This window comes from Kitasatospora sp. NPDC049285 (genome assembly GCF_040678815.1).
Lineage (GTDB): Bacteria > Actinomycetota > Actinomycetes > Streptomycetales > Streptomycetaceae > Kitasatospora.
On sequence record NZ_JBFAQR010000068.1, the window covers coordinates 1 to 20,302 of the forward strand.

The window sequence follows — 20,302 nt, forward strand, 5'->3', positions numbered from 1 at the left end:
ACCGACCGGACCGGTCGGGACACTCAGTAGGAGTGCCCGGCCGGTCCGGTCGGTGCCTCGCGCCCCTTCCGGGTTGCGCGCGGCAGCCGTCAGACGCTGCGGAAGGCCAGCACCACGTTGTGGCCGCCGAAGCCGAAGGAGTTGTTCAGGGCGGCGATGCGGCCGTCGACCGGGAGCTTGCGGGGCTCGTCGCGGACGATGTCGGCGTCGATGTCGTCGTCCACGTCGACCACGTTGATGGTCGGCGGGGCCAGCCGGTGGTGCAGGGCGAGGACGGTGGCGACGGTCTCGATGCCGCCGGCGCCGCCGAGCAGGTGGCCGGTCATCGACTTGGTGGCGGAGATGGCCACGTGGTCGAGGTGCTCGCCGAGGGTGCGGCGCAGCGCCTTGATCTCCGCGGTGTCGCCCTGCGGGGTCGAGGTGGCGTGCGCGTTGACGTGCACCACCTCGGACCGGTCGATGTCGTTGCGGGCGAACAGGTCGTCGATGGCGCGGGCCACGCCGGCGCCGGTCGGCTCGGGCTGGGCGATGTGGTGGGCGTCCGAGGACAGGCCCTGGCCGACGGCCTCGCAGTAGACCCGGGCGCCGCGGGCGGCCGCGTGCTCGGCGGACTCCAGGACGACGACGCCCGCGCCCTCGCCGAGGACGAAGCCGTCGCGGGCCTTGTCGTACGGGCGGGAGGCGTGCTCCGGGTCCTCGTTGTTCTTGGACATCGCCATCATGTTGGAGAAGGCGACGATCGGCAGCGGGTGGACCGCGGCCTCGGTGCCGCCGGCCACGACCACGTCGGCGCGGCCGGTGCGGATCATCTCGATCGCGTAGCCGATCGCCTCGGCGCCGGAGGCGCAGGCGGAGACGGGGGTGTGCACGCCGGCGCGTGCGCCGACCTCCAGGCCGACGTTGGCGGCCGGGGAGTTGGGCATCAGCATCGGCACGGTGTGCGGGGAGACCTTGCGGACGCCCTGCTCCTTGAGCACGTCGTACTGGTCGAGCAGGGTGGTGACGCCGCCGATGCCGGAGGCGATGACCGCGCCCAGGCGCTCGGGGGCGAGCTTCGAGGACTCGTCGGTGGCCGGGGTCTCGTACCCGGCGTCCTTCCACGCCTCGCGGGCGGCGATCAGCGCGAACTGGGCCGAGCGGTCCAGCTTGCGGGCGACCGGGCGGGGCAGGATGGTGCCCGGCTCGACCGCGACGCGGGCGGCGATCCGGACCGGCAGGTCGGTGGCCCACTCCTCGGTCAGGGCGGCGACCCCGGAGCGGCCGGCCAGCAGACCCTCCCAGAACGAGGCGGCGTCGCCGCCCAGCGGCGTGAAGGCGCCGATACCCGTGACGACCACGGTGCGATTTTCAGCAGTCACTGGTTCTTCTTCTCTCACAAACGGGGGAAGGTCGGAGGCCGGTAAGGAGGGGGGGCCGGTCGGGGCGCGGTGCACACGCCCCGACCGGAAGCCTGACAGAAGGTCAGACGTTCGCGACGATGAAGTCCACCGCGTCGCCGACGGTCTTGAGGTTCTTGACCTCGTCGTCCGGGATCTTCGCGCCGAAGCGCTCCTCGGCGGCCACGACGACCTCGACCATGGACAGCGAGTCGACGTCCAGGTCGTCGGTGAAGGACTTGTCGAGCTCGACGTCCTCCACCGGAATGCCGGCGATCTCGTTGACGATCTCGGCGAGACCCTCAAGAACCTCTTCGCGGGTAGCCATATCGGCTGCTCCTCTTCACTGTTGACGGCGAACGGTCCGGCGGACCGCCGCGGGTTATCTGAGCTGGGCGGGAAAAACGCCTAGGGGAGAGTAACGACTGCGGCTGCGTAGACCAGACCGGCCCCGAAGCCGATGATGAGCGCCAGGTCTCCGCTCTTGGCCTCGCCGCGCTCCAGCATCCGCTCCATGGCGAGCGGAATGGAGGCGGCGGAGGTGTTGCCGGTCTCGGCGATGTCGCGGGCCACCGGCAGCGAGGCCGGCAGCGCGAGTGCCTTGACCATGGCGTCGATGATCCGCATGTTGGCCTGGTGCGGAATGAACGCGCCGAGCTGGTCGGCGGTGATCCCCGCGGCGTCCAGCGCCTGCTGGGCGACCTTCGCCATGTCCCACACCGCCCAGCGGAAGACCGTCTGGCCCTCCATCCGCAGGGCCGGCCACTTGGCGCCCTGCTCGGGGTCGCCCGCGCCGTTGACGGCGTCGGGCTTGGCGAAGGCGGTGTCCCAGGCCTGGGTCTGCGAGATCACGTCGGCCTGCGAACCGTCCGAACCCCAGATCACCTTGCCGATGCCGGGGGTGTCGGACGGGCCGACGATGGCCGCGCCGGCGCCGTCACCGAAGATGAAGGCGGTCGAGCGGTCGGTCACGTCGGTCAGGTCGCTGAGCCGCTCCACGCCGATCACCAGCACGTACCCGGCGCTGCCGCCGCGCACCATGCCGTCCGCCAGGCTCAGGCCGTAGCCGAAGCCGGCGCAGGCGGCGGAGATGTCGAACGCGGGGGCGGTGCCGCAGCCGAGTCGCTGGGCGATCTCGGTGGCGATCGCGGGGGTCTGCTTCAGGTGCGAGACGGTGGCGACGATCACGCCGCCGATCTGCTCGGGCGTGATCCCGGCCATCGCGATGGCCTTGCCCGCCGCCTGCACCGACATCTCGGAGACGCTCTCCTCCGGGCCCGCCCAGCGGCGCTCGGCGATGCCGGAGCGGGTGCGGATCCACTCGTCCGAGGAGTCGATCCAGTTCAGCACCTCGGAGTTGGGGATGACCCGGGTGGGGCGGTAGCCGCCGACGCCGTGGATCCGCGAGTACTGGGCGCCGGTGGCCGGCTTGATCTGAATGCTCATGCGGTGCTCTCCCGGCCGCCGTGCTCGGCCACGAGCTCGCGTGCCTTGTCGAGATCGGCGGGGGTCTTCAGGGCCAGCGTCGCGACGCCCTTGACGTTTCGCTTGACCAGGTTGGTGAGGGTGCCGGCCGGCGACAGCTCGATCACCGCGGTGGCGCCGAGCTGCTGCAGGGTCTCCATGCACAGGTCCCAGCGGACCGGGTTGGACACCTGCGACACCAGGCGGGCCAGCACCTCGGCACCGTCGCCGACCACCTCGCCGTCCTTGTTCGACAGGTAGGTGACCAGCGGGTCGGCGGCCTTCAGGGTCGGGGCGAGCTTGGCCAGCCGCTCCACGCCGGCGGCCATGTGCTCGGTGTGGAAGGCACCGGCCACCTTCAGCGGGATCAGTCGCGCGCCGGCCGGCGGGTCCGCCTTCAGCGCGGCGAGCTGCTCAAGCGTGCCCGCCGCGACGAGCTGGCCGCCGCCGTTGTTGTTGGCCGCGGTCACGCCGTGTTCGGCCAGCTTCGCGGCCACCGTCTCCGGGTCCCCGCCGAGGACGGCGGTCATTCCGGTCGCGGTGGCGGCGGCGGCCTCGGCCATGCCCAGGCTGCGCTCGCGCACGAAGGCCAGCGCGTCCTGCTCGGACAGCACCCCGGCCAGCGCGGCGGCGGTGATCTCGCCGACGCTGTGCCCGGCGACCGCCCCGGCGGTGCCCGTGACGCCCTGCGGGAGCAGTGCGCCCGCGGTCACCAGGCCCGCGGCGACCAGCAGCGGCTGGGCGACGGCGGTGTCCTTGATCTCCTCCTCGGACGCCTCGGTGCCGGCGTGCACGAGGTCGAGGCCGGCCACCTCGGACCACTGGCGCAGCCGGTCGGCCACGCCGTCCAGTTCGAGCCAGGGGTTGAGGAAACCGGGAGTCTGGGCACCCTGTCCAGGGGCGACGATTACAAGCACGGTTCAACCCTCTCTCGCCGGACGCCCGCGGGCGGGTAGGCGACGATGACGAAGAAAAGCACGTCGGCTTGTGGATTCCCTACAGTTCGTTCAGCCCTGGTCCGGTCCGGAACCGAGACGCCCCAGAGCAAGGGCGATGCGCAGGGTGAACGCCGAACGTACGTCGGACGGAGCATAGCCGGTGACGTCTGTCACACGACGCAGCCGGTAGCGGACGGTGTTCGGGTGGACGAAGAGCATCCGGGCGGCCCCTTCCAGCGAGGACGCCTGCTCCAGGTAGACACTCAGCGTCTCCAGGAGTGCCGAGCCGGCTTCCTCCAGGGGTGTGTAGATCTCCTCCACCAGCTGGCGGCGCGCCACTTCGTCGCCGGCCAGTGCCCGTTCCGGCAGCAGGTCGTCGGCGAGCACCGGGCGCGGCGCGTCCGGCCAGGCGGCGCACGCCTTCAGGCCCTGCGCCGCGGCGTGCGCGGAGCGGGTCGCCGAGAGCAGGTCGCCGACGGTCGGGCCGACCACCACCGGGCCGGGGGCGAACTGTCCGATCAGCGCCCGGGCGGCGTGCACGGGCTCCTTGTCGCCGCCGACCACCACCACCAGGCGGCGCCCCAGCACCCCGGTCAGCACGTGCAGCTTGGCGTACCGGGCGGCCCGCCGGATGGCCTCCACGACCAGTTCGCTGTCGCCGTCCGGGGCGCTGCCCATCACCACCCGCACCTGGCTGGGCTGGCCCCAGCCGAGGGCCGCGGCCCGGGACAGCACGCCCTCGTCGGCGTCGCCGGACAGCAGCGAGTTGACCACCAGCGCCTCCAGCCGGGCGTCCCACGCGCCGCGCGCCTCGGCGGCCTGCGCGTACACCTGGGCGGTGGCGAAGGCGATCTCCCGGGCGTACACCAGCACCGACTCGCGCATCCCGGCCTCGTCGCCGGGGGCGGCCACCTCCTCGATGGCCTCCTCCATCACCTCGATGGTGGTGCGGATCAGTTCCACGGTCTGCCGCAGCGTGATCGCCCGGGTCAGCTCGCGCGGCGCGGTGCCGAACACGTCGGTGGAGATCGCCTGCGGGGCCTCCGGGTGGCGGTACCACTCGGTGAACGCGGCGATGCCCGCCTGGGCGACCAGGCCGATCCACGAGCGGTGCTCGGGCGGCATCCGCCGGTACCAGGCGAGTTGGTCGTCCATCCGGGCGATCGCGGCGGTGGCCAGCTTGCCCGCGGACTTCTCCAGCCGCTTGAGCGTGGCCGCCCGCAGCTCCGCCCGGTCGGCGGCCAGTCGCCGCTCCTCGGCGGTCATCCGGCCGCGCGCGGGCACCCCGGCCGACGCCCGGGCGGGCGCCGGGCGCTTGGCCGCGGACTTCTTCTCCGGCCCCTTGTCGACGGCCCGGTCGGGGGACGGGCGCTCGCCGGTCGACCGGTCGGCTGCTTTGTCGGGTTTCGCTGAAGCGGATGGCACGGCACTACCTTGCCTCACCCGGAGCGGTGCTCGTGCACACCCGGGGTGGATGTGTCCGGTGGCCCCGGTCACACCGGCTACCGTGGTGCGGGTGAGCGTGGATTCCCCGGCGGGCGACGGCCCCCTCCCCGAAGCGGTCGAACCCTCCTTCGCGCCGGTGCGGCGCGAGCGCGGGCGCGCGGACCACCGGCGCGCCGCCGAGCGCTACCTGTCCGAACCCGCCGAAGGCGTGACCGCCCGGCACGCCTTCTCCTTCGCCGGGCACTACGACCCGAGGAACACCTCCTTCGGCGCCCTGCTGGCCTGCAACGAGGAGACGCTGGCCCCGGGCGCCGGCTACGACGCGCACCGGCACAGCGAGACCGAGATCGTCACCTGGGTGGTGCGGGGCGCGCTCGCGCACCGCGACGACGCGGGGCACGCCGGTGTGGTCCGGCCCGGGATGGTGCAGGTGCAGTCCACCGGTTCGGGAATCACCCATACGGAGCGCAACCTCGGCGGTTCGGCCGAGCCGGTGACGTTCGTTCAGATGTGGCTGCAGCCCGACGAGTTCGGGGCGGCGCCGGGGTTCGGCCTGCGGCAGGTGCCGGTCGAGGAGGACGGCCTGACGCTGCTCGCCTCCGGACGGGCCGAGGACGCCGAGGCACTGCGGCTGCGGCGCAGCGACGCCGCGCTGTGGCTGGTCCGGGCGTCGGCCTGGCGTTCGCTGCCGCCGCTGCCGCAGGCGCCGTTCCGCTACGTGCACGTGGTGTCCGGCGCGGTCGGCTACCGCACGGTGCCCGGGCCGCAGGGCGGCGGCCGCTCGGCGGTGGCCGGGGACTCGGTGCGGATCACCGGCGAGGCGTTCGCGGACCCGGTGGCCGGGGAGGACGGCGTGGAACTGCTGCTGTGGCAGATGGACAGCGAGGTGTCGTACGGCTAGGGCGTGATCCGAACGACGCGCCCTACGCCGCGGCCTCGGCCAGGACGGCGTCGCTGAGCTGCGGCCACACCTCGGCGGCCCACGGGCCGAAGTCGCGGTCGGTGAGGGCGAGGCAGGCGAGGCCGGCGTCCGGGTCGACCCACAGGAAGGTGCCGGACTGGCCGAAGTGGCCGAAGGTGGCGGGGGAGTTGGCGGTGCCGGTCCAGTGCGGGGTCTTGTGGTCGCGGATCTCGAAGCCGAGGCCCCAGTCGTTGGGGCGGCGGTGGCCGAAGCCGGGGAGGACGCCGCTGGTGCCGGGGAAGGCGACCTCGCGGGTCGCGCTCCGCAGGGTGGCGGCGTCGAGCAGCTTGGGGGCCTGGAGTTCCGCGGCGAAGCGGCACAGGTCGGCGGCGGTGGAGAGGCCGCCAGCGCCGGCGGGGGCGCGGTGGGCGGTGTTGATCAGGGTGGCGTGCATGCCCAGCGGCGCGAAGACCGCCTCCGCGGCGTACTGCGCGAACGGGATGCCGGAGGCCTGCTCCAGGGTGGCGGCGAGGACGTCGAAGCCGGCGTTGGAGTAGAGCCGGCGGTTGCCCGGGGCGGCCATCACGCGGTGCTCGTCGAAGGCGAGGCCGGAGGTGTGGGCGAGCAGGTGGCGGACGGTCGAGCCCTCGGGCCCGGCCGGGTCGTCGAGTTCGAAGACGCCCTCCTCGACGGCGACCAGCACGGCGTACGAGCTGAGCAGCTTGGTCACCGAGGCGAGCGGGAAGAGGTGGTCCTGCGGGCCGTGCGCGCCGAGCAGCGCGCCGTCCGCGCCGACCACGGCCGCCGCGGCGTTCGGTACCGGCCAGTCCTCGATCATCCGCAAGCTCTGCATGGCCCGAACTCTAGACGACGGCGGGGGCGCGACGGTGTGCCAGGCTTGCTTGGAGTGCGCTCTAACTCAGTAGCGTCGTCACCGTCGCCGAGACCGGGGGTCAGCCGTGGCAGAAACGTTCGCAGGGTTCGGGATCGGAGAGGTCTCCGAGGCCACCGGCCTGTCCGCGCACACGCTGCGCTGGTACGAGCGGATCGGCCTGCTGGACCCGGTGGACCGCTCCTACGCGGGGCAGCGCCGCTACAGCGAGGCGGACCTGGCCAGGCTGGCGTTCCTGACGAAGCTTCGGCTGACCGGGATGCCGGTGGCCGACATGGTGCGGTACGTGGAACTGGTCCGGGCCGGGGACGGCACCCGCCGGGAGCGGCAGGAACTGCTGGTGGCCCACCGCGAGGAGGTCCGGCAGCGGCTGGCGGACCTGCACGCGACGCTCGCCGTGATCGACCTGAAGATCGAGATCTACGGCGCGCCGGACGAGGTGCCGGTGGTCTGCCGGCCCGAGCAACTGTCCGCCCGCACCGGCGACGAGGAAGCACAGCTGGAACCCCTCAACGACAGGAAGAGCGCATGAGCAGCATCGAGACCACCCGGCTCGGCACCGACGGCCCGGTCGTGGGCGTGCAGGGCCTGGGCTGCATGGGGATGAGCGAGTTCTACGGCCCGACCGACACCGAGGAGGCGCTGGCCACCCTGGACGCGGCGCTGGAGCGCGGGGTGACGCTGTTCGACACCGCCGACGTCTACGGCTCGGGTGCCAACGAGGAACTGGTCGGCCCGTTCGTCCGGGCCAACCGCGACCGGGTGGTGCTGGCCACCAAGTTCGCGATCGAGCGCCGCGCCGACGACCCGTCGTACCGCGGCGTCAACAACGACCCGGCGTACATCCGCCGCGCAGTGGACGCCTCGCTGCGCCGACTGGGTATCGACGTGATCGACCTCTACTACATGCACCGGCGCGACCCGAAGGTGCCGCTGGCCGAGTCGGTGGGCGCGATGGCCGAGCTGGTCGAGGCCGGCAAGGTGCGCTACCTGGGCCTGTCCGAGGTCACCGGCGCGGAGCTGCGCGAGGCGCACGCGGTGCACCCGATCACCGCGCTGCAGTCCGAGTGGTCGCTGTTCGCCCGCGGCGTCGAGCGCAGCGCGGTGCCCGCCGCGGCCGAGCTCGGCGTGGCGCTGGTGCCCTACTCGCCGCTCGGCCGGGGCTTCCTGACCGGCGCGTTCAGCTCCGCCGAGCAGCTGTCCGAGGGCGACTACCGGCGCTACCTGCCGCAGTTCACCGGGCCGAACGCGGACGGCAACGCGGCGCTGGTCGAGCCGATCCGGAAGATCGCGGCGGACCGCGGGGTGACGGCGGCCCAGGTCGCGCTGGCCTGGGTGCAGCAGCGGGCCGAGGTGCACGGGCTGGCCGTGGTGCCGATCCCGGGCACCCGCAAGCGCACCCGGCTGGCGGAGAACACCGCGGCGACGGCGCTGAAGCTGACCGCGGCCGAGCTGGTCGAGCTCGACCGGATCGGCGGTCTGGTGGCGGGCGACCGCTACGCCGACATGAGCGCCACCGCGGACGCCCGCGAGGTCTGACCGCGGGTCACCTGGCGGCCGGTCAGTTCTCCTGCTCGGCGGGGCCGGTGACGTCCCCGTAGCGGCCGAGCGCGATGGCGGCGAAGTTGTGCCGGCTGGCGGTGCCCTGGACCAGGTAGCCGTTGTGGCCGTTGGCGCCGGTCGAGGAGATCGCCATCGCGCCGAACGCCTGGGTGGTCGGGTCGGCCCCGTGACCGAGGCCCCCGACCTCCAGGTAGGGCACGTTGCCGATCCAGTCGGAGGAGTTGCGGGCCGCCCAGACCTGGACGCCGGTGCCGAGTTCGGCGGCCGAGCCGACGCCCATGCCGGGGCTGCCGAACACCACCAGGTCGGTGGGCTGCGCCTCGTGCAGGTGCGGTGCGACGGTGCCGCAGACCACCGAGCCGTAGGAGTGGCAGAGCAGCGCCGGCGGGGTCTGCGGGTGGCCGACCTGCTTCAGTCCGGCGAGCAGCCGCTCCAGCCGGGGCGCGGCGGCCTCGGCGAGCCGGGAGGTCACCGCGTCCGGGCCGAGGCCCTGCGGGGTGACGTAGCCCGTCCAGGCGATCACCGCGGTCCGGGCGCCGGGGGACTGCGCGTGCTCCTCGGCGTACAGGGCGCGGCCCATGCCGGCGGGGGAGCGCAGCGGGTCGACGGTCTGGTCGAAGTGGGCGAGGTCGGCGTCCGAGCCGGGCACCAGCACGGAGACCCGGTCGGCGGTGGCGAGGTCGCCGTACACCTCGGAGACCAGGCCGCGGCCGCGGGGGTCGAAGGCGAGGATCTGCCGGCCGTCGGCGAGCAGGTGCTCGGAGTCGTTGGCGCGGGAGGTGGCCAGCGCGCGGGCGGTGGCGTCCAGGGTGTGGTCGGCGGCGCGCAGGCGGGCGCGGTCGCGCTCGGCGGCGATGGCCACCCGGTTGGCGCGGTAGCGGACCTGCAGCGGGGCGCCGTCCAGGTTGCCGACCACCAGCGGGTACTCGGTGATCAGCCGTTCCAGCTCGGCGGGCTTCAGCGCCGCGAAGAACGCCGCCACCGCGGCCGGGTCGGCGGTGGCCGGGTCCGGCAGCGCGTGCCCGAAGGACTGGTCGGCGACCCACGCGGTGCTGCCCGCGGGCGGGGTGGTGATCAGCAGCTGCTCGTTCGAGGCGGCGGCCTGCGCGGCGGCGGCGCCCGCGTCCACCAGGGCGGCGCAGCCCGCGAAGACGCCGATCAGGATGCGCTTGACCCGCCTGCGCTGCATGGCGTCATCTCCCTCGGGCCGGTGCGGGACAGCGGGCCGGGCCCGACGGTGCTGCGACTGCCAACTACTAGTCAGCCAGGGTAGAGGCCGCCCGGGGCGCCCGGCAGGGATCAAACCGTGTTCCGCGTCACATTCCCCCGGACGCTACGCACGCCGCCCCTGGTCGAAGTCCTTCAGCAGCCGCTTCGGCGCGGTGCTCCGCCAGGCCTCGGTGACCAGCTCCCGGAGCTCCTCGGCGTCCACCCGGGCCAGCTCCACCCGCACCCAGCCGAACCGGCCGGTGTACGGGGCGATCGAGTACACCTGGGGTGCGGCGGCGATCAGTTCGGCCTGCTCCTCGGGGCGGGCCTTCACCGAGGCGGCGCCGGACTCCGGGTGGCCCATCGCGAAGATCTTCCGGCCGAGGCGCAGGGTGACCTGCTCCCAGGTGATCTCCTGGTGGGTCTGCGGCAGCGCCAGCGCCACCGCGGTCAGCTCGTCGAAGGTCGCCATGGGCGCCAGCGTAGCGAGCCCGACTGACCGTCAGACCGCGCCCAGCGCGTACACCGCGAACAGCGCCGCCCCGGCCCCGGCCACCGCGCGCCAGGTCCGCGAGGGCCACGGCGCGTCGAACCGGCGGGCGTGGCGGGCGATCAGCGCCAGTACCGCGCCGAACACCGGCAGCCACAGCAGTCGCAGCAGCGCCCAGCCCGCCGAGTCGGGCGCGGTGGTCAGCCCGGGCAGCGCGCCGAACCGCGCACCGGCCAGCGCGGTCAGGAACATCGCGGTCTGGTGCCAGCAGAAGATCGTCATCGCGCCCAGGTTCACCGCCACCACCGGCAGCCACAGCAGCGGACGGCGCAGCAGCCGGCCCAGCCGGTCCTTCAGCAGCATCGCCGCGCCGCCCTGCACCGAGGCCAGCGCCAGCACCAGCAGGGACGGCGGGTGCGAGTTGGTCCGCGCCGCGCCCGGCACCCCGACCATGCTGGCCGGGTAGTGGAAGACCAGCAGCAGCACCGCGAACAGCGCCGCCCCGCCGAACGCCAGCAGCTTCGCCCCGGCCCGGGAGATCCGCCCGTGCGCCCAGTCCACGCCCACCTGGTAGGCGAACAGCCAGCCCGGCAGCAGGTTCAGCAGGCTCAGCCAGCCCGGCATCGACGACGCCCACGGCCCGTACCGCAGCAGGTCGACCACCGCGACCACGGCCATCAGCGCCGCCGCGCCCCAGCCGCGCAGCCGCCGCCCGAGCCGGACGCAGAGCGGGGTGAGCGCGGTCAGCACCAGGTACATCGCGATGTACCAGAGCGGCTGCACCATCAGCACCGCCCCGGTGCGCACGCTGTCCGCCGGGACGCCGAGCCCGCGCAGCACCGGGATCAGCGCCGCCCACACCGCGGCCACCCCGAGCACCGGCCGCGCCAGCCGCAGCACCCGGCCGCGCAGCCACGCGCGGGTGTCCGTGCCGCGCTCGGCGGCCCGCCGCAGCGACAGCGCCGAGGCCCGGCCGCCGACCAGGAAGAACACGCCCAGCATCTGCAGCACCCAGCTGAGCGGCGCCATGGACGGCAGTGCCGCCAGTGGGCTGGCGTTGTGCAGCGCCCCGCCGGAGAGCGTGAACCCGCCGAGCATCCAGTGCCCGACCGGCACCGAGAGCAGGGCGAGGGCGCGCAGTCCGTCCAGGGCGCGGTCGCGGCCGGCGGGGGTCTTGCCGTCCACCGCGGCGGCGGCGCGGCGCAGGGTTGCGGGCAGCATGGCGGTACTCCTGTTCCGTGGAAGCGGGGGTGACGGGCCGTCAGGCCGCGGTGGCGCCGGGCGTACCGGCGTCGGGAGTGGGACCGGAGACGTCGGTGGCGCCGGGCGTACCGGCGTCGGGGGTGGGGCCGGAGACGTCGGTGGTGCCGGTCAGGGCGAGGCGGGCGAAGGCGGTCAGTGAGGCGCTGCCCGGGGCGAAGTAGCCGCTGTGGCCGTGCGAGCCGGTGGACGGGACCGGGTGGGCGTGGAAGCCGGCGGAGGTCGGGTCGGTGCCGTGGCCGAAGCCGAACAGCGACACGTTCGGCACGTCGGAGATCCAGTCCTCGGCGTTGCGCTGCACCGCCCACACCGGCACCCGCAGCCGGTCGGCCCGGTCGGTGCCGAGGCCCGGCGAGCCGTACACCACCAGCGCGGACACCTGCGCGGGGTCGGGTCCGGCCTGGCCGCAGACCACCGACCCGTAGCTGTGGCAGAACAGCGTGACCGGCCCGGTCGCCGGGGTCAGGCCCGCCAGCATCCGGTCCAGGCGGACCGCGCCGGCCCGGGCCAGGTCCTCCCGGGCGACGTCCACGCCGAGGCCGAGCGGGGTGGTGTAGCCGGCCCACGCCACCACGGCGACCCGGTCGCCGCTCTCGGCGCGCAGGGCCTTCGCCATCCCGGCGAGGGTGGTGTAGCCGTCCGACGCGCGGTCATAGCTCGACAAGTCGACATCGGAGCCGGGCACCAGTACGGCGGCCCGCTGATCCTTCGTCAGGTCGCCGAAGACCTCGGCGACCTGGCCGCGCCCGCGCGGGTCGAAGGCGAGCAGCTGCCGGCCGGTGAGCGAGGCGTAGCGCTCGGCGCGGGCGGCCGCCGCCTGGCGGTCGCGGTCCGGCAGCGCGGGGTCGGCGGCCCGGGCGTCCTCCCGGGCCCGCTCCTCGGCGAGGGCGAGGCTGTTGGCCTGGTAGCGCAGCGGCAGCGGCGCGCCGTCCAGGTTGCCGACCACCTGCGGGTGCCGCACGGCCAGCGCCCGCTGCCGGGCGAGCGGGAGATCGGCGAAGAACGCCGCGACCTCGGCGGGCGAGGCCTTCCCCGGGTCCGGCAGCGGCACGCCGAGCACGGTGTCCGCGACCCACGCGGCGGTGCCCGGCGGGGGCCCGGTCAGCGGTGTCTGGGCGTCCGCCGACGCCCACGAACCGACCCCCAGTACGGCGGTCGCCACCAGTGCGGCGGCGACCATCGTGCGACGCAGACGCGAGACCATCGCTTCTTCCTCTCCTTCGGCAACGGAGAGGAAGGTAGGAAGACGACACCCGACGGGGCGTCACACCGCGGAGCCAACCGCGGCGTCATACCGGGGGGCTACCTGGCCCACCGGGTGGGACTACCGCGCGCCCGGCTGGACCAGGCCCGACTCGTAGGCGAGGACGACGGCCTGGGCGCGGTCGCGGAGGTCGAGCTTGCCGAGGATCCGGCCGATGTGGGTCTTGACGGTCTGCTCGGCGAGGACCAGCTGCGCGGCGATCTCCTGGTTGGACAGGCCGCGGGCGATGAGTTCGAGGACCTCGGTCTCGCGCGGGGTGAGGCCGTTGAGCCGCAGCCGCGGATCGCGGCGCGGCGCGGGCCGGTTGCGGGCGAAGTCCTCGATCAGGCGGCGGGTGACCGAGGGCGCGAGCAGGGCGTCGCCGGCGGCGACCACGCGGACGGCGGCGATCAGGTCGGCCGGCGGGGCGTCCTTCAGCAGGAAGCCGGACGCGCCGGCCCGCAGCGCCTCGTAGACGTAGTCGTCGACGTCGAAGGTGGTGAGCATCAGGACCCGCGGCCGGTGCACCACGCCCGGTGGGGGGTCGAGCAGCCGGCGGGCGGCCTCCAGGCCGTCCATCTCGGGCATCCGGACGTCCATCAGCACGACGTCGGGGTGGGTGCGCCCGCTGACCTCGATCGCCTGGCGGCCGTCGGCGGCGTCGCCGACCACGTCGATGTCGCTCTGCGCGCCGAGCAGCGCGGCGAATCCGGCGCGGACCATCGCCTGGTCGTCGACGATGAGGACACGGATGGTCATGAAGGGCTCTCTCCTGAGACGTCGTCAGCGGATGCCACCAGCATGCCCGACGCGGGGTCGCCGAGCGGCAGCACGGCGTGGACCCGGTAGCCGCCCTCCGGGGTGGGCCCGGTCTCCAGGTCGCCGGAGAGCAGCCGCACCCGCTCGCGCATGCCGACCAGGCCCTGCCCGGTGGAGCCGGCGGCCTCCACGGCGGCGCCCCGGCCGGGCGGCGGGTCGTTGACCACGCCGACGGCGAGCGCGCCGTCGGCGGCGGACAGCCGGACCCGGGCGGCGGCGCCGGGGGCGTGGCGGACCACGTTGGCCAGCGCCTCCTGGACGATCCGGTAGGCGGAGAGCGCGACCGCCTCCGGCACCGGCTCCAGCGCGGCGACCTCCTGATCGACCGTCAGCTCGCCCCGGACCCCGGCCTGGGCGACGGTGGCCAGCAGCTTGGGCAGATCCGCGAGCCCCGGCTGCGGGGCCTTGTCGGCCTCGGTCTCGGCGGCCCGCAGCACCCCGAGCAGGCGCCGCATCTCGGCGAGCGAGCCGCGGGCGGCGGCGGCGATCTGGCCGAACTCGGCGACCGCGGGCTCCGGCAGGCCCTCGATCCGGTACGGGGCGCTGTCGGCCTGCACGGCGATCACCGACATGTGGTGGGCGACCACGTCGTGCAGCTCGCGGGCGATCCGGGCCCGCTCCTCCAGCAGCGTCCGGCGGGCGCGCTCGGCCTCGGAGATCTGCTCCTGCTCGGCGAGCAGACGCCGTGCCTCGCCGCGTCCGCGCAGCAGCCAGCCGAGCAGCAGGATCACCCCGGACAGCGCGGTGACCACCACCGAGGAGCCGTCGAAGTGCTCGTTGAAGGCGGTCCAACTCAGGCTGGAGCCGAGGAAGGTGACCACCCAGACGGCCAGCAGGGTGCGGCCGCGCTCGCGCAGCCCCAGGAAGACCATCAGGAACAGGTAGGCGAGCAGCGTGGTGACCGGCCAGGGCCAGCTCTCCTCGCTCGCCGAGCCGTAGGTGGCGACCGCGCCGACCACCACCGACGGGGCGACCAGCTGCCAGGCCAGCAGCGGCCTGGTCAGCGCCAGGGCCAGCGCCCCGGCCTGCACGACGGCGAGCGCGGTGGCGAGCGATCCGCCCAGCCCGTAGACGCGCATCAGCAGCACGATGCCGGTCGGCAGCAGCGCCCCGACCATGGCCAGCACCACGCCGTACGGCGCCGCCCGCACCCAGCGCCGCCGTGCGCCGGACATCAGCGGCCGGTGGTCCGGGGCGGGCTCGGTCAGGGCGCGGAGGAAGTCGTTCCAGATGCTCACGGGCCCGAGGGTAGAGCGGGGCCGGGCCGGTGTCCTCATACCCGGGTAGCGGCCGCCGCGTCATACCGTGGTGCCACCCCGGGCTCCGCGGGGTCCCGGGTCAGCGCCAGGAGCCGGCCAGGGCCGGTCCCAGCTGGTCGAAGTGACGCTCGATCAGGGCGAGCATCCCGTCGGTGCAGGGGCCGTGGGCGTCCGGGTTGGCGGCGTACGACAGGTGTGAGATCCGCACCACGGTGCCGAAGACCGCGGCCAGCAGCCGGGGGCGCAGGTCGAGTTCCGGGTCCAGTCCCTCGCGGTCGGCCAGCACCCGGGCGATCTCCGCCTCCTGCTGGATGGAGTGCCGCAGGTGGGCGGCGAGCAGCGTCGGGGTGGACTCGATCAGCTCGAACAGCTCCAGCGCCGCGTTGACGTTGCCGCCCTGGCCCGGCCCGCCCTGGTCGAGGGTTCGCCAGACCTCGTTGAGGGCGCCGCGCATCGCCTGGAGCGGGTTCTCCCCGGCGGGCCGGGCGCGCAGCCGGCCGAGGAACTGCTCCTCGGCGTCGGCGAGCACCGCGAGGGCGACCTCCTCCTTGTTGGCGAAGTACCGGAAGAAGGTGCGCTGGGAGACCTCCACCTCGGCGGCGATCTCGTCCACCGTGGTCTGTCCGTAGCCCTGCTTCAGGAAAAGCCGGTGGGCGGCGCCGACCAGGGAGTCCCGGGTGCGCTGCTTCTTCCGCTCGCGCAGGCCGACCGGCTGCTCCTCGGCGGTGGTGGGGGTGGCCATGGCTCCACGATAGCGCTCTGACAGTTGGCACGAGGTGACACGAGTCACCGTTTGTCGATTGTCAGCGACTGACATAATGTTCGGGGCGCTGCCGTCCAGCCGCACCACCACTCCACGGGGAAGGCCCGATCCGCATGAGCCAGTCCGTACTCGACAAGACGCAGGCCGATCCGCCGGCCCGCAGCAGCCTGCGGGGGCACCCCTGGCTGACGCTCCTCACCGTCGCGGTGGGCGTGATGATGGTGGCGCTCGACGGCACCGTCGTCGCCATCGCCAACCCGGTCATCCAGGAAGATCTCCACGCCTCGCCCGCCGACATCCAGTGGGTGACCAGCGGCTACCTGCTGGCCCTCGCGGTCTTCCTGATCACCGCAGGCAAGATCGGTGACCGGTTCGGCCACCGCAACACCTTCCTGATCGGCGCGGTCGGCTTCGCCGCCACCTCCGCGGCCATCGGCTTCGCCGGCTCGATCCAGCAGGTGATCTTCTTCCGGGTGCTCCAGGGCCTCTTCGGCGCCCTGCTCCAGCCCGCCGCGCTCGGCCTGCTGCGCGGGGCCTTCCCCGCCGACAAGCTCAACATGGCGATCGGCATCTGGGGCGGCGTCATCGGCGCCTCCACCGCGGCCGGACCGATCGTCGGCGGCCTGCTGGTCGAGCACGTCAGCTGGCAGTCGGTGTTCTTCATCAACATCCCGGTCGGCCTGATCGCGCTCGTCCTCGGCCTGGTGATCCTCAAGGACGTGCGCGCCGAGAACGCCGCCAAGTCCTTCGACATCCCCGGCATCGTGCTGCTCTCCGGCGCGATGTTCATGCTGGTCTGGGGCATCATCAAGGCCCCGGCGTGGGGCTGGGGCGACCCCGCCACGCTGCTCTTCCTCGGCGGCGCGGTGCTCGCCCTGGTGGTCTTCGCGCTGTGGCAGACCCGCGCGAAGGAGCCGCTGATCCCGCTCGCCCTGTTCCGCTCGGTGCCGCTCTCGGCCGGCACCCTGCTGATGGTGCTGATGGCCTTCGCGTTCTTCGGTGGCGTCTTCTTCGTCACCTTCTACCTGCAGAACGTGCACGGCATGTCGCCGGTCGACGCCGGCGTCCACCTGCTCCCGATGACCGGCATGATGATCGTCGGCGCGCCGGTCTCCGGCTACCTGATCGGCAAGGTCGGCCCGCGCATCCCGATCGTCGGCGGCATGCTCTTCACCACCGCCGCGATGCTCGGCATGTCCACCCTGGACGTCGACTCCGGCGGCGGCGTCATGGCGCTCTGGTTCGTGCTGATGGGCCTCGGCCTCAGCCCGGTCATGGTCGGCGCCACCGAGGTCATCGTCGGCAACGCCCCGCTGGAGCTCTCCGGCGTCGCGGGCGGCCTCCAGCAGGCTGCCATGCAGGTCGGCGGCAGCCTCGGCACCGCGGTCCTCGGCGCGGTGATGGCCTCCAAGGTCACCTCGGTGCTCCCCGACAAGTGGGCCGCCGCGACCGGGGCCCCGCTCCCCGCCGGCGAGCAGGGCGAACAGCTCAAGCAGGCCGCGCAGTTGGGCATCGCCCCGCCGAACACCGGCGCGCAGGTGGCCGACGCGGTGCACTCGTCCTTCGTCAGCGGCATGGGCGTCGCCTTCACGGTCGCCGCGATCGTCGCCCTCGCGGCGGCGGGCCTCGGCCTGTTCACCAAGCGCGGTGCGAACGACGCCGGCCCGGCCGTGCACATCTGACGCCCGCTCGACGCAAAGATCCGCCCGAGGACAGGGGTTCTGTTCCTCGGGCGGATCTTTCCGTCTGTCAGGGTTGCTCGCGCAGTTCCCCGCGCCCCTGGCTGGGCTAGCGCTTAGGCGTCGCCGCCCGCGTGGCCCGGGTCGGCGGCGGCCACGTCGAGGAGCTGGTAGCGGTCGATGGCCGCCTTCAGCACGCTGCGGTCGATCTTGCCCTGCTTGGCCAGCTCGGTGAGGGTGGCCAGGACGACCGACTGGGCGTCGATGTGGAAGAAGCGCCGGGCCGCGCCGCGGGTGTCGGCGAAGCCGAAGCCGTCGGCACCGAGCGACTGGTACTGACCGGGCACCCAGCGGGAGATCTGGTCCGGCACCGCGCGCATCCAGTCGGAGACGGCGACGAACGGACCCTCCGCACCGGAGAGCTTGGTGGTCACGTACGGGACGCGCTGCGGCTCCTCGGGGTGGAGCAGGTTGAACTCCTCCGCCGCGACCGCGTCACGGCGCAGCTCGTTCCAGGAGGTCGCCGACCAGACGTCCGCCTTGACGTTCCACTCCTCGGCGAGGAGCCGCTGGGCCTCCAGCGCCCACGGCACGGCCACGCCGGAGGCGAGCAGCTGCGCCGGGATCTGGCCCGCGGTGCCGTCCTTGAGCTTGTAGAGGCCCTTGACGATGCCCTCGGCGTCGACGCCCTCCGGCTCGGCCGGCATCTTGATCGGCTCGTTGTAGACGGTGATGTAGTAGAAGACGTCCTCGCCCTGCGGGTGCTCGGCGGAGGAGCCGTACATCCGGCGCAGACCGTCCTGGACGATGTGCGCGATCTCGTAGCCGTAGGCCGGGTCGTAGGCGACCACACCGGGGTTGGTGGAGGCCAGCAGGTGCGAGTGGCCGTCGGCGTGCTGGAGGCCCTCACCGGTCAGCGTGGTGCGACCTGCGGTGGCGCCGAGCACGAAGCCGCGGGCCAGCTGGTCGGCCATCTGCCAGAACTGGTCGCCGGTGCGCTGGAACCCGAACATCGAGTAGAAGACGTACACCGGGATCAGCGGCTCGCCGTGGGTCGCGTAGGACGAACCCGCGGCGATCAGCGAGGCGGTGCAGCCGGCCTCGGAGATGCCGTCGTGCAGCATCTGACCGGTCGGGGACTCCTTGTACGCCAGCAGCAGCTCGCGGTCGACCGACTCGTAGGTCTGGCCGAGCGGGTTGTAGATCTTGGCGGACGGGAACAGCGAGTCCATGCCGAAGGTGCGGTACTCGTCCGGCGCGATCGGCACGAAGCGGTTGCCGATGCCCTTGTCGCGCATCAGGTCCTTGAGCAGCCGGACGAACGCCATGGTGGTGGCGATGGTCTGGTTGCCGGAGCCCTTCTTGACCGCCTTGTACGCGTCGTCGCCCGGCAGTTCGAGCTTGCGCGGACGCACCTTGCGGGTGGGCACGTAGCCGCCGAGCTCCCGCCGGCGGTCGTGCATGTACTGGATCTCCTCCGAGTTGCGACCCGGGTGGTAGTACGGCGGGTAGCCCTCGTCCAGCTGCTTGTCGGTGATCGGCAGGTGCAGCCGGTCGCGGAAGCGCTTCAGGTCCTCGACCGTCAGCTTCTTCATCTGGTGGGTGGCGTTGCGGCCCTCGAAGTTGGGGCCGAGCGTCCAGCCCTTGACCGTCTGGGCGAGGATCACGGTCGGCTGGCCCTTGTGCTCGCGGGCCGCCTTGAACGCCGCGTAGACCTTGCGGTGGTCGTGGCCGCCGCGACCCAGGTGCTGGATCTGCTGGTCGGACATGTTCTCGACCATGGCGCGCAGGCGCAGGTCGCCGCCGAAGAAGTTCTCGCGGATGTACGCGCCGGACTCGGTGGCGTACGTCTGGAACTGGCCGTCCACCGTGGTGTTCAGCTTGTTGACCAGGATGCCGTCGCGGTCCTGCGCCAGCAGCGGGTCCCAGGAGCGGTCCCAGACCAGCTTGATGACGTTCCAGCCGGCGCCGCGGAACTGCGACTCCAGCTCCTGGATGATCTTGCCGTTGCCGCGGACCGGGCCGTCCAGGCGCTGCAGGTTGCAGTTGACCACGAAGGTCAGGTTGTCCAGGCCCTCGCGGGCGGCCAGGGACAGCTGGCCGAGCGACTCCGGCTCGTCCATCTCGCCGTCGCCGAGGAAGGCGTACACGTGCGAGTCGGAGGTGTCCTTGATGCCGCGGTGCTCGAGGTACCGGTTCATCCGGGCCTGGTAGATCGCGCCGAGCGGGCCGAGGCCCATCGAGACGGTCGGGAACTCCCAGAAGTCCGGCATCAGCCGCGGGTGCGGGTAGCTGGACAGGCCGTACGGGGCCTTCGACTTCTCCTGGCGGAAGGCGTCGAGCTGCTGCTCGGACAGTCGGTCCAGGAGGAAGGCGCGGGCGTAGATGCCGGGGGAGGCGTGGCCCTGGAAGAAGATCTGGTCGCCGGACTCGCCCTCGGCGTCCTTGCCACGGAAGAAGTAGTTGAAGCCCACGTCGTAGAGGGACGCGGAGGAGGCGAAGGTGGCGATGTGGCCGCCGACGCCGATACCGGGACGCTGGGCGCGGGAGACCATAACGGCCGCGTTCCAGCGAGTCGCGTTCAGGATCTTGCGCTCGATCTCCTCGTTGCCGGGGAAGAACGGCTCGTCCTTGGTCGCGATGGTGTTGACGTAGTCCGTGCTGCGCATCTCGGGCACGGCGACACGCTTCTCACGGGCGCGCTCGATCAGCCGCAGCATGAGGTAACGGGCGCGCTCGCGCCCGCGCTCGTCGATGGCAGCGTCAAGCGACTCCAGCCACTCCGCGGTCTCCTCCGGATCGAAGTCCGGGACCTGGCTCGGGAGGCCGCCAATGATGATCGGGTTGCGATCGGATCCGGAAGCCACGCTGTTCCTTCACTGTCGGTCGAAACTGAGGTTGTCGCGCCGCCTCCATCGTGCTACCGCGTTCGGAGATCCGTCATCTCTACCGATCGGTAACCGTTCCGCCTGGTGGGCGGCACGGTCAGGAGGTGGTCCG

The 20,302-nt window shown here is 73.1% G+C and carries 18 protein-coding genes; 4 read left to right on the forward strand and 14 right to left on the reverse strand.

The window, feature by feature from the left end:
- Positions 1-89: 89 nt before the first annotated feature.
- The 5 genes from fabF to AB0K51_RS29770 form a co-directional block, all read right to left on the reverse strand.
- Positions 90-1,358, reverse strand: a complete 1,269-nt coding sequence (fabF, locus tag AB0K51_RS29750; RefSeq protein ID WP_363460460.1) for a beta-ketoacyl-ACP synthase II — start codon at positions 1,356-1,358, stop codon at positions 90-92.
- A 103-nt stretch (positions 1,359-1,461) separates the two neighbouring features.
- Entirely contained in the window at positions 1,462-1,704 is a 243-nt protein-coding gene (locus tag AB0K51_RS29755) for an acyl carrier protein (protein ID WP_363460462.1), read from the reverse strand.
- A gap of 80 nt (positions 1,705-1,784) precedes the next feature.
- On the reverse strand, positions 1,785-2,822 hold the full coding sequence (locus tag AB0K51_RS29760) for a beta-ketoacyl-ACP synthase III (RefSeq protein ID WP_363460464.1): 1,038 nt from the start codon (positions 2,820-2,822) through the stop codon (positions 1,785-1,787).
- Positions 2,819-3,757, reverse strand: coding sequence for an ACP S-malonyltransferase (locus AB0K51_RS29765; protein WP_363460466.1), 939 nt, complete (start codon positions 3,755-3,757; stop codon positions 2,819-2,821). Before AB0K51_RS29765 ends, AB0K51_RS29760 begins: the two co-directional genes overlap by 4 nt.
- 90 nt (positions 3,758-3,847) lie before the next feature.
- Positions 3,848-5,044: a helix-turn-helix domain-containing protein gene (locus AB0K51_RS29770; protein ID WP_363460520.1), complete on the reverse strand. Its 1,197-nt coding sequence runs from the start codon at positions 5,042-5,044 to the stop codon at positions 3,848-3,850.
- Between the two features lie 250 nt (positions 5,045-5,294).
- Here AB0K51_RS29770 and AB0K51_RS29775 point away from each other — a divergent pair, with 250 nt between their 5' ends.
- Positions 5,295-6,125 carry a pirin family protein gene (locus tag AB0K51_RS29775; protein WP_363460468.1) on the forward strand — a complete coding sequence of 277 codons (831 nt, stop codon included), beginning with the start codon at positions 5,295-5,297 and terminating at the stop codon, positions 6,123-6,125.
- Positions 6,126-6,147: 22 nt separating this feature from the next.
- Here the strand turns inward: AB0K51_RS29775 and AB0K51_RS29780 are convergent, their stop codons facing one another.
- Positions 6,148-6,978, reverse strand: coding sequence for a serine hydrolase domain-containing protein (locus AB0K51_RS29780; protein ID WP_363460470.1), 831 nt, complete (start codon positions 6,976-6,978; stop codon positions 6,148-6,150).
- Between the two features lie 106 nt (positions 6,979-7,084).
- Here AB0K51_RS29780 and AB0K51_RS29785 point away from each other — a divergent pair, with 106 nt between their 5' ends.
- Both AB0K51_RS29785 and AB0K51_RS29790 read left to right on the forward strand, forming a co-directional pair.
- A complete protein-coding gene (locus AB0K51_RS29785) occupies positions 7,085-7,549 on the forward strand; it encodes a MerR family transcriptional regulator (RefSeq protein ID WP_363460472.1) in 465 nt (154 codons plus the stop codon).
- Positions 7,546-8,556 carry an aldo/keto reductase gene (locus AB0K51_RS29790; protein WP_363460474.1) on the forward strand — a complete coding sequence of 337 codons (1,011 nt, stop codon included), beginning with the start codon at positions 7,546-7,548 and terminating at the stop codon, positions 8,554-8,556. The genes AB0K51_RS29785 and AB0K51_RS29790 overlap by 4 nt, the downstream gene beginning before the upstream one ends.
- A gap of 22 nt (positions 8,557-8,578) precedes the next feature.
- On the opposite strand, the gene AB0K51_RS29795 is transcribed toward AB0K51_RS29790, so the two are convergent.
- The 7 genes from AB0K51_RS29795 to AB0K51_RS29825 all read right to left on the reverse strand — a co-directional run bounded on the left by AB0K51_RS29795 (position 8,579) and on the right by AB0K51_RS29825 (position 15,602).
- Positions 8,579-9,769: an alpha/beta hydrolase gene (locus AB0K51_RS29795; protein ID WP_363460476.1), complete on the reverse strand. Its 1,191-nt coding sequence runs from the start codon at positions 9,767-9,769 to the stop codon at positions 8,579-8,581.
- A gap of 144 nt (positions 9,770-9,913) precedes the next feature.
- A complete protein-coding gene (locus AB0K51_RS29800; protein WP_363460478.1) occupies positions 9,914-10,261 on the reverse strand; it encodes an MmcQ/YjbR family DNA-binding protein in 348 nt (115 codons plus the stop codon).
- A gap of 30 nt (positions 10,262-10,291) precedes the next feature.
- Entirely contained in the window at positions 10,292-11,500 is a 1,209-nt protein-coding gene (locus AB0K51_RS29805; RefSeq protein ID WP_363460480.1) for an acyltransferase, read from the reverse strand.
- A gap of 40 nt (positions 11,501-11,540) precedes the next feature.
- Complete coding sequence (locus AB0K51_RS29810; protein WP_363460482.1) at positions 11,541-12,743, reverse strand: alpha/beta hydrolase; 1,203 nt, start codon at positions 12,741-12,743, stop codon at positions 11,541-11,543.
- A gap of 120 nt (positions 12,744-12,863) precedes the next feature.
- Positions 12,864-13,541: a response regulator transcription factor gene (locus AB0K51_RS29815; RefSeq protein WP_363460484.1), complete on the reverse strand. Its 678-nt coding sequence runs from the start codon at positions 13,539-13,541 to the stop codon at positions 12,864-12,866.
- Complete coding sequence (locus AB0K51_RS29820; protein WP_363460486.1) at positions 13,538-14,839, reverse strand: sensor histidine kinase; 1,302 nt, start codon at positions 14,837-14,839, stop codon at positions 13,538-13,540. The genes AB0K51_RS29815 and AB0K51_RS29820 overlap by 4 nt, the downstream gene beginning before the upstream one ends.
- Before the next feature lie 100 nt (positions 14,840-14,939).
- Positions 14,940-15,602: a TetR family transcriptional regulator gene (locus AB0K51_RS29825; RefSeq protein ID WP_363460488.1), complete on the reverse strand. Its 663-nt coding sequence runs from the start codon at positions 15,600-15,602 to the stop codon at positions 14,940-14,942.
- A 134-nt stretch (positions 15,603-15,736) separates the two neighbouring features.
- Here AB0K51_RS29825 and AB0K51_RS29830 point away from each other — a divergent pair, with 134 nt between their 5' ends.
- Positions 15,737-17,305, forward strand: a complete 1,569-nt coding sequence (locus AB0K51_RS29830) for an MFS transporter (RefSeq protein ID WP_363460490.1) — start codon at positions 15,737-15,739, stop codon at positions 17,303-17,305.
- 113 nt (positions 17,306-17,418) lie between these two features.
- On the opposite strand, the gene aceE is transcribed toward AB0K51_RS29830, so the two are convergent.
- On the reverse strand, positions 17,419-20,169 hold the full coding sequence (aceE, locus tag AB0K51_RS29835) for a pyruvate dehydrogenase (acetyl-transferring), homodimeric type (RefSeq protein WP_363460492.1): 2,751 nt from the start codon (positions 20,167-20,169) through the stop codon (positions 17,419-17,421).
- Positions 20,170-20,302: the final 133 nt, after the last annotated feature.

Bases quoted from the DNA above. Each gene is read 5' to 3' on its own strand.
- AB0K51_RS29825 (WP_363460488.1), bottom strand. From the start codon at position 15,602: ATGGCCACCCCCACCACCGCCGAGGAGCAGCCGGTCGGCCTGCGCGAG.
- AB0K51_RS29800 (WP_363460478.1), bottom strand. From the start codon at position 10,261: ATGGCGACCTTCGACGAGCTGACCGCGGTGGCGCTGGCGCTGCCGCAG.
- AB0K51_RS29770 (WP_363460520.1), bottom strand. From the start codon at position 5,044: ATGACCGCCGAGGAGCGGCGACTGGCCGCCGACCGGGCGGAGCTGCGG.
- AB0K51_RS29830 (WP_363460490.1), top strand. From the start codon at position 15,737: ATGAGCCAGTCCGTACTCGACAAGACGCAGGCCGATCCGCCGGCCCGC.
- AB0K51_RS29780 (WP_363460470.1), bottom strand. From the start codon at position 6,978: ATGCAGAGCTTGCGGATGATCGAGGACTGGCCGGTACCGAACGCCGCG.
- AB0K51_RS29810 (WP_363460482.1), bottom strand. From the start codon at position 12,743: ATGGTCTCGCGTCTGCGTCGCACGATGGTCGCCGCCGCACTGGTGGCG.
- AB0K51_RS29815 (WP_363460484.1), bottom strand. From the start codon at position 13,541: ATGACCATCCGTGTCCTCATCGTCGACGACCAGGCGATGGTCCGCGCC.
- AB0K51_RS29760 (WP_363460464.1), bottom strand. From the start codon at position 2,822: ATGAGCATTCAGATCAAGCCGGCCACCGGCGCCCAGTACTCGCGGATC.
- AB0K51_RS29755 (WP_363460462.1), bottom strand. From the start codon at position 1,704: ATGGCTACCCGCGAAGAGGTTCTTGAGGGTCTCGCCGAGATCGTCAAC.
- AB0K51_RS29805 (WP_363460480.1), bottom strand. From the start codon at position 11,500: ATGCTGCCCGCAACCCTGCGCCGCGCCGCCGCCGCGGTGGACGGCAAG.
- AB0K51_RS29795 (WP_363460476.1), bottom strand. From the start codon at position 9,769: ATGCAGCGCAGGCGGGTCAAGCGCATCCTGATCGGCGTCTTCGCGGGC.
- AB0K51_RS29790 (WP_363460474.1), top strand. From the start codon at position 7,546: ATGAGCAGCATCGAGACCACCCGGCTCGGCACCGACGGCCCGGTCGTG.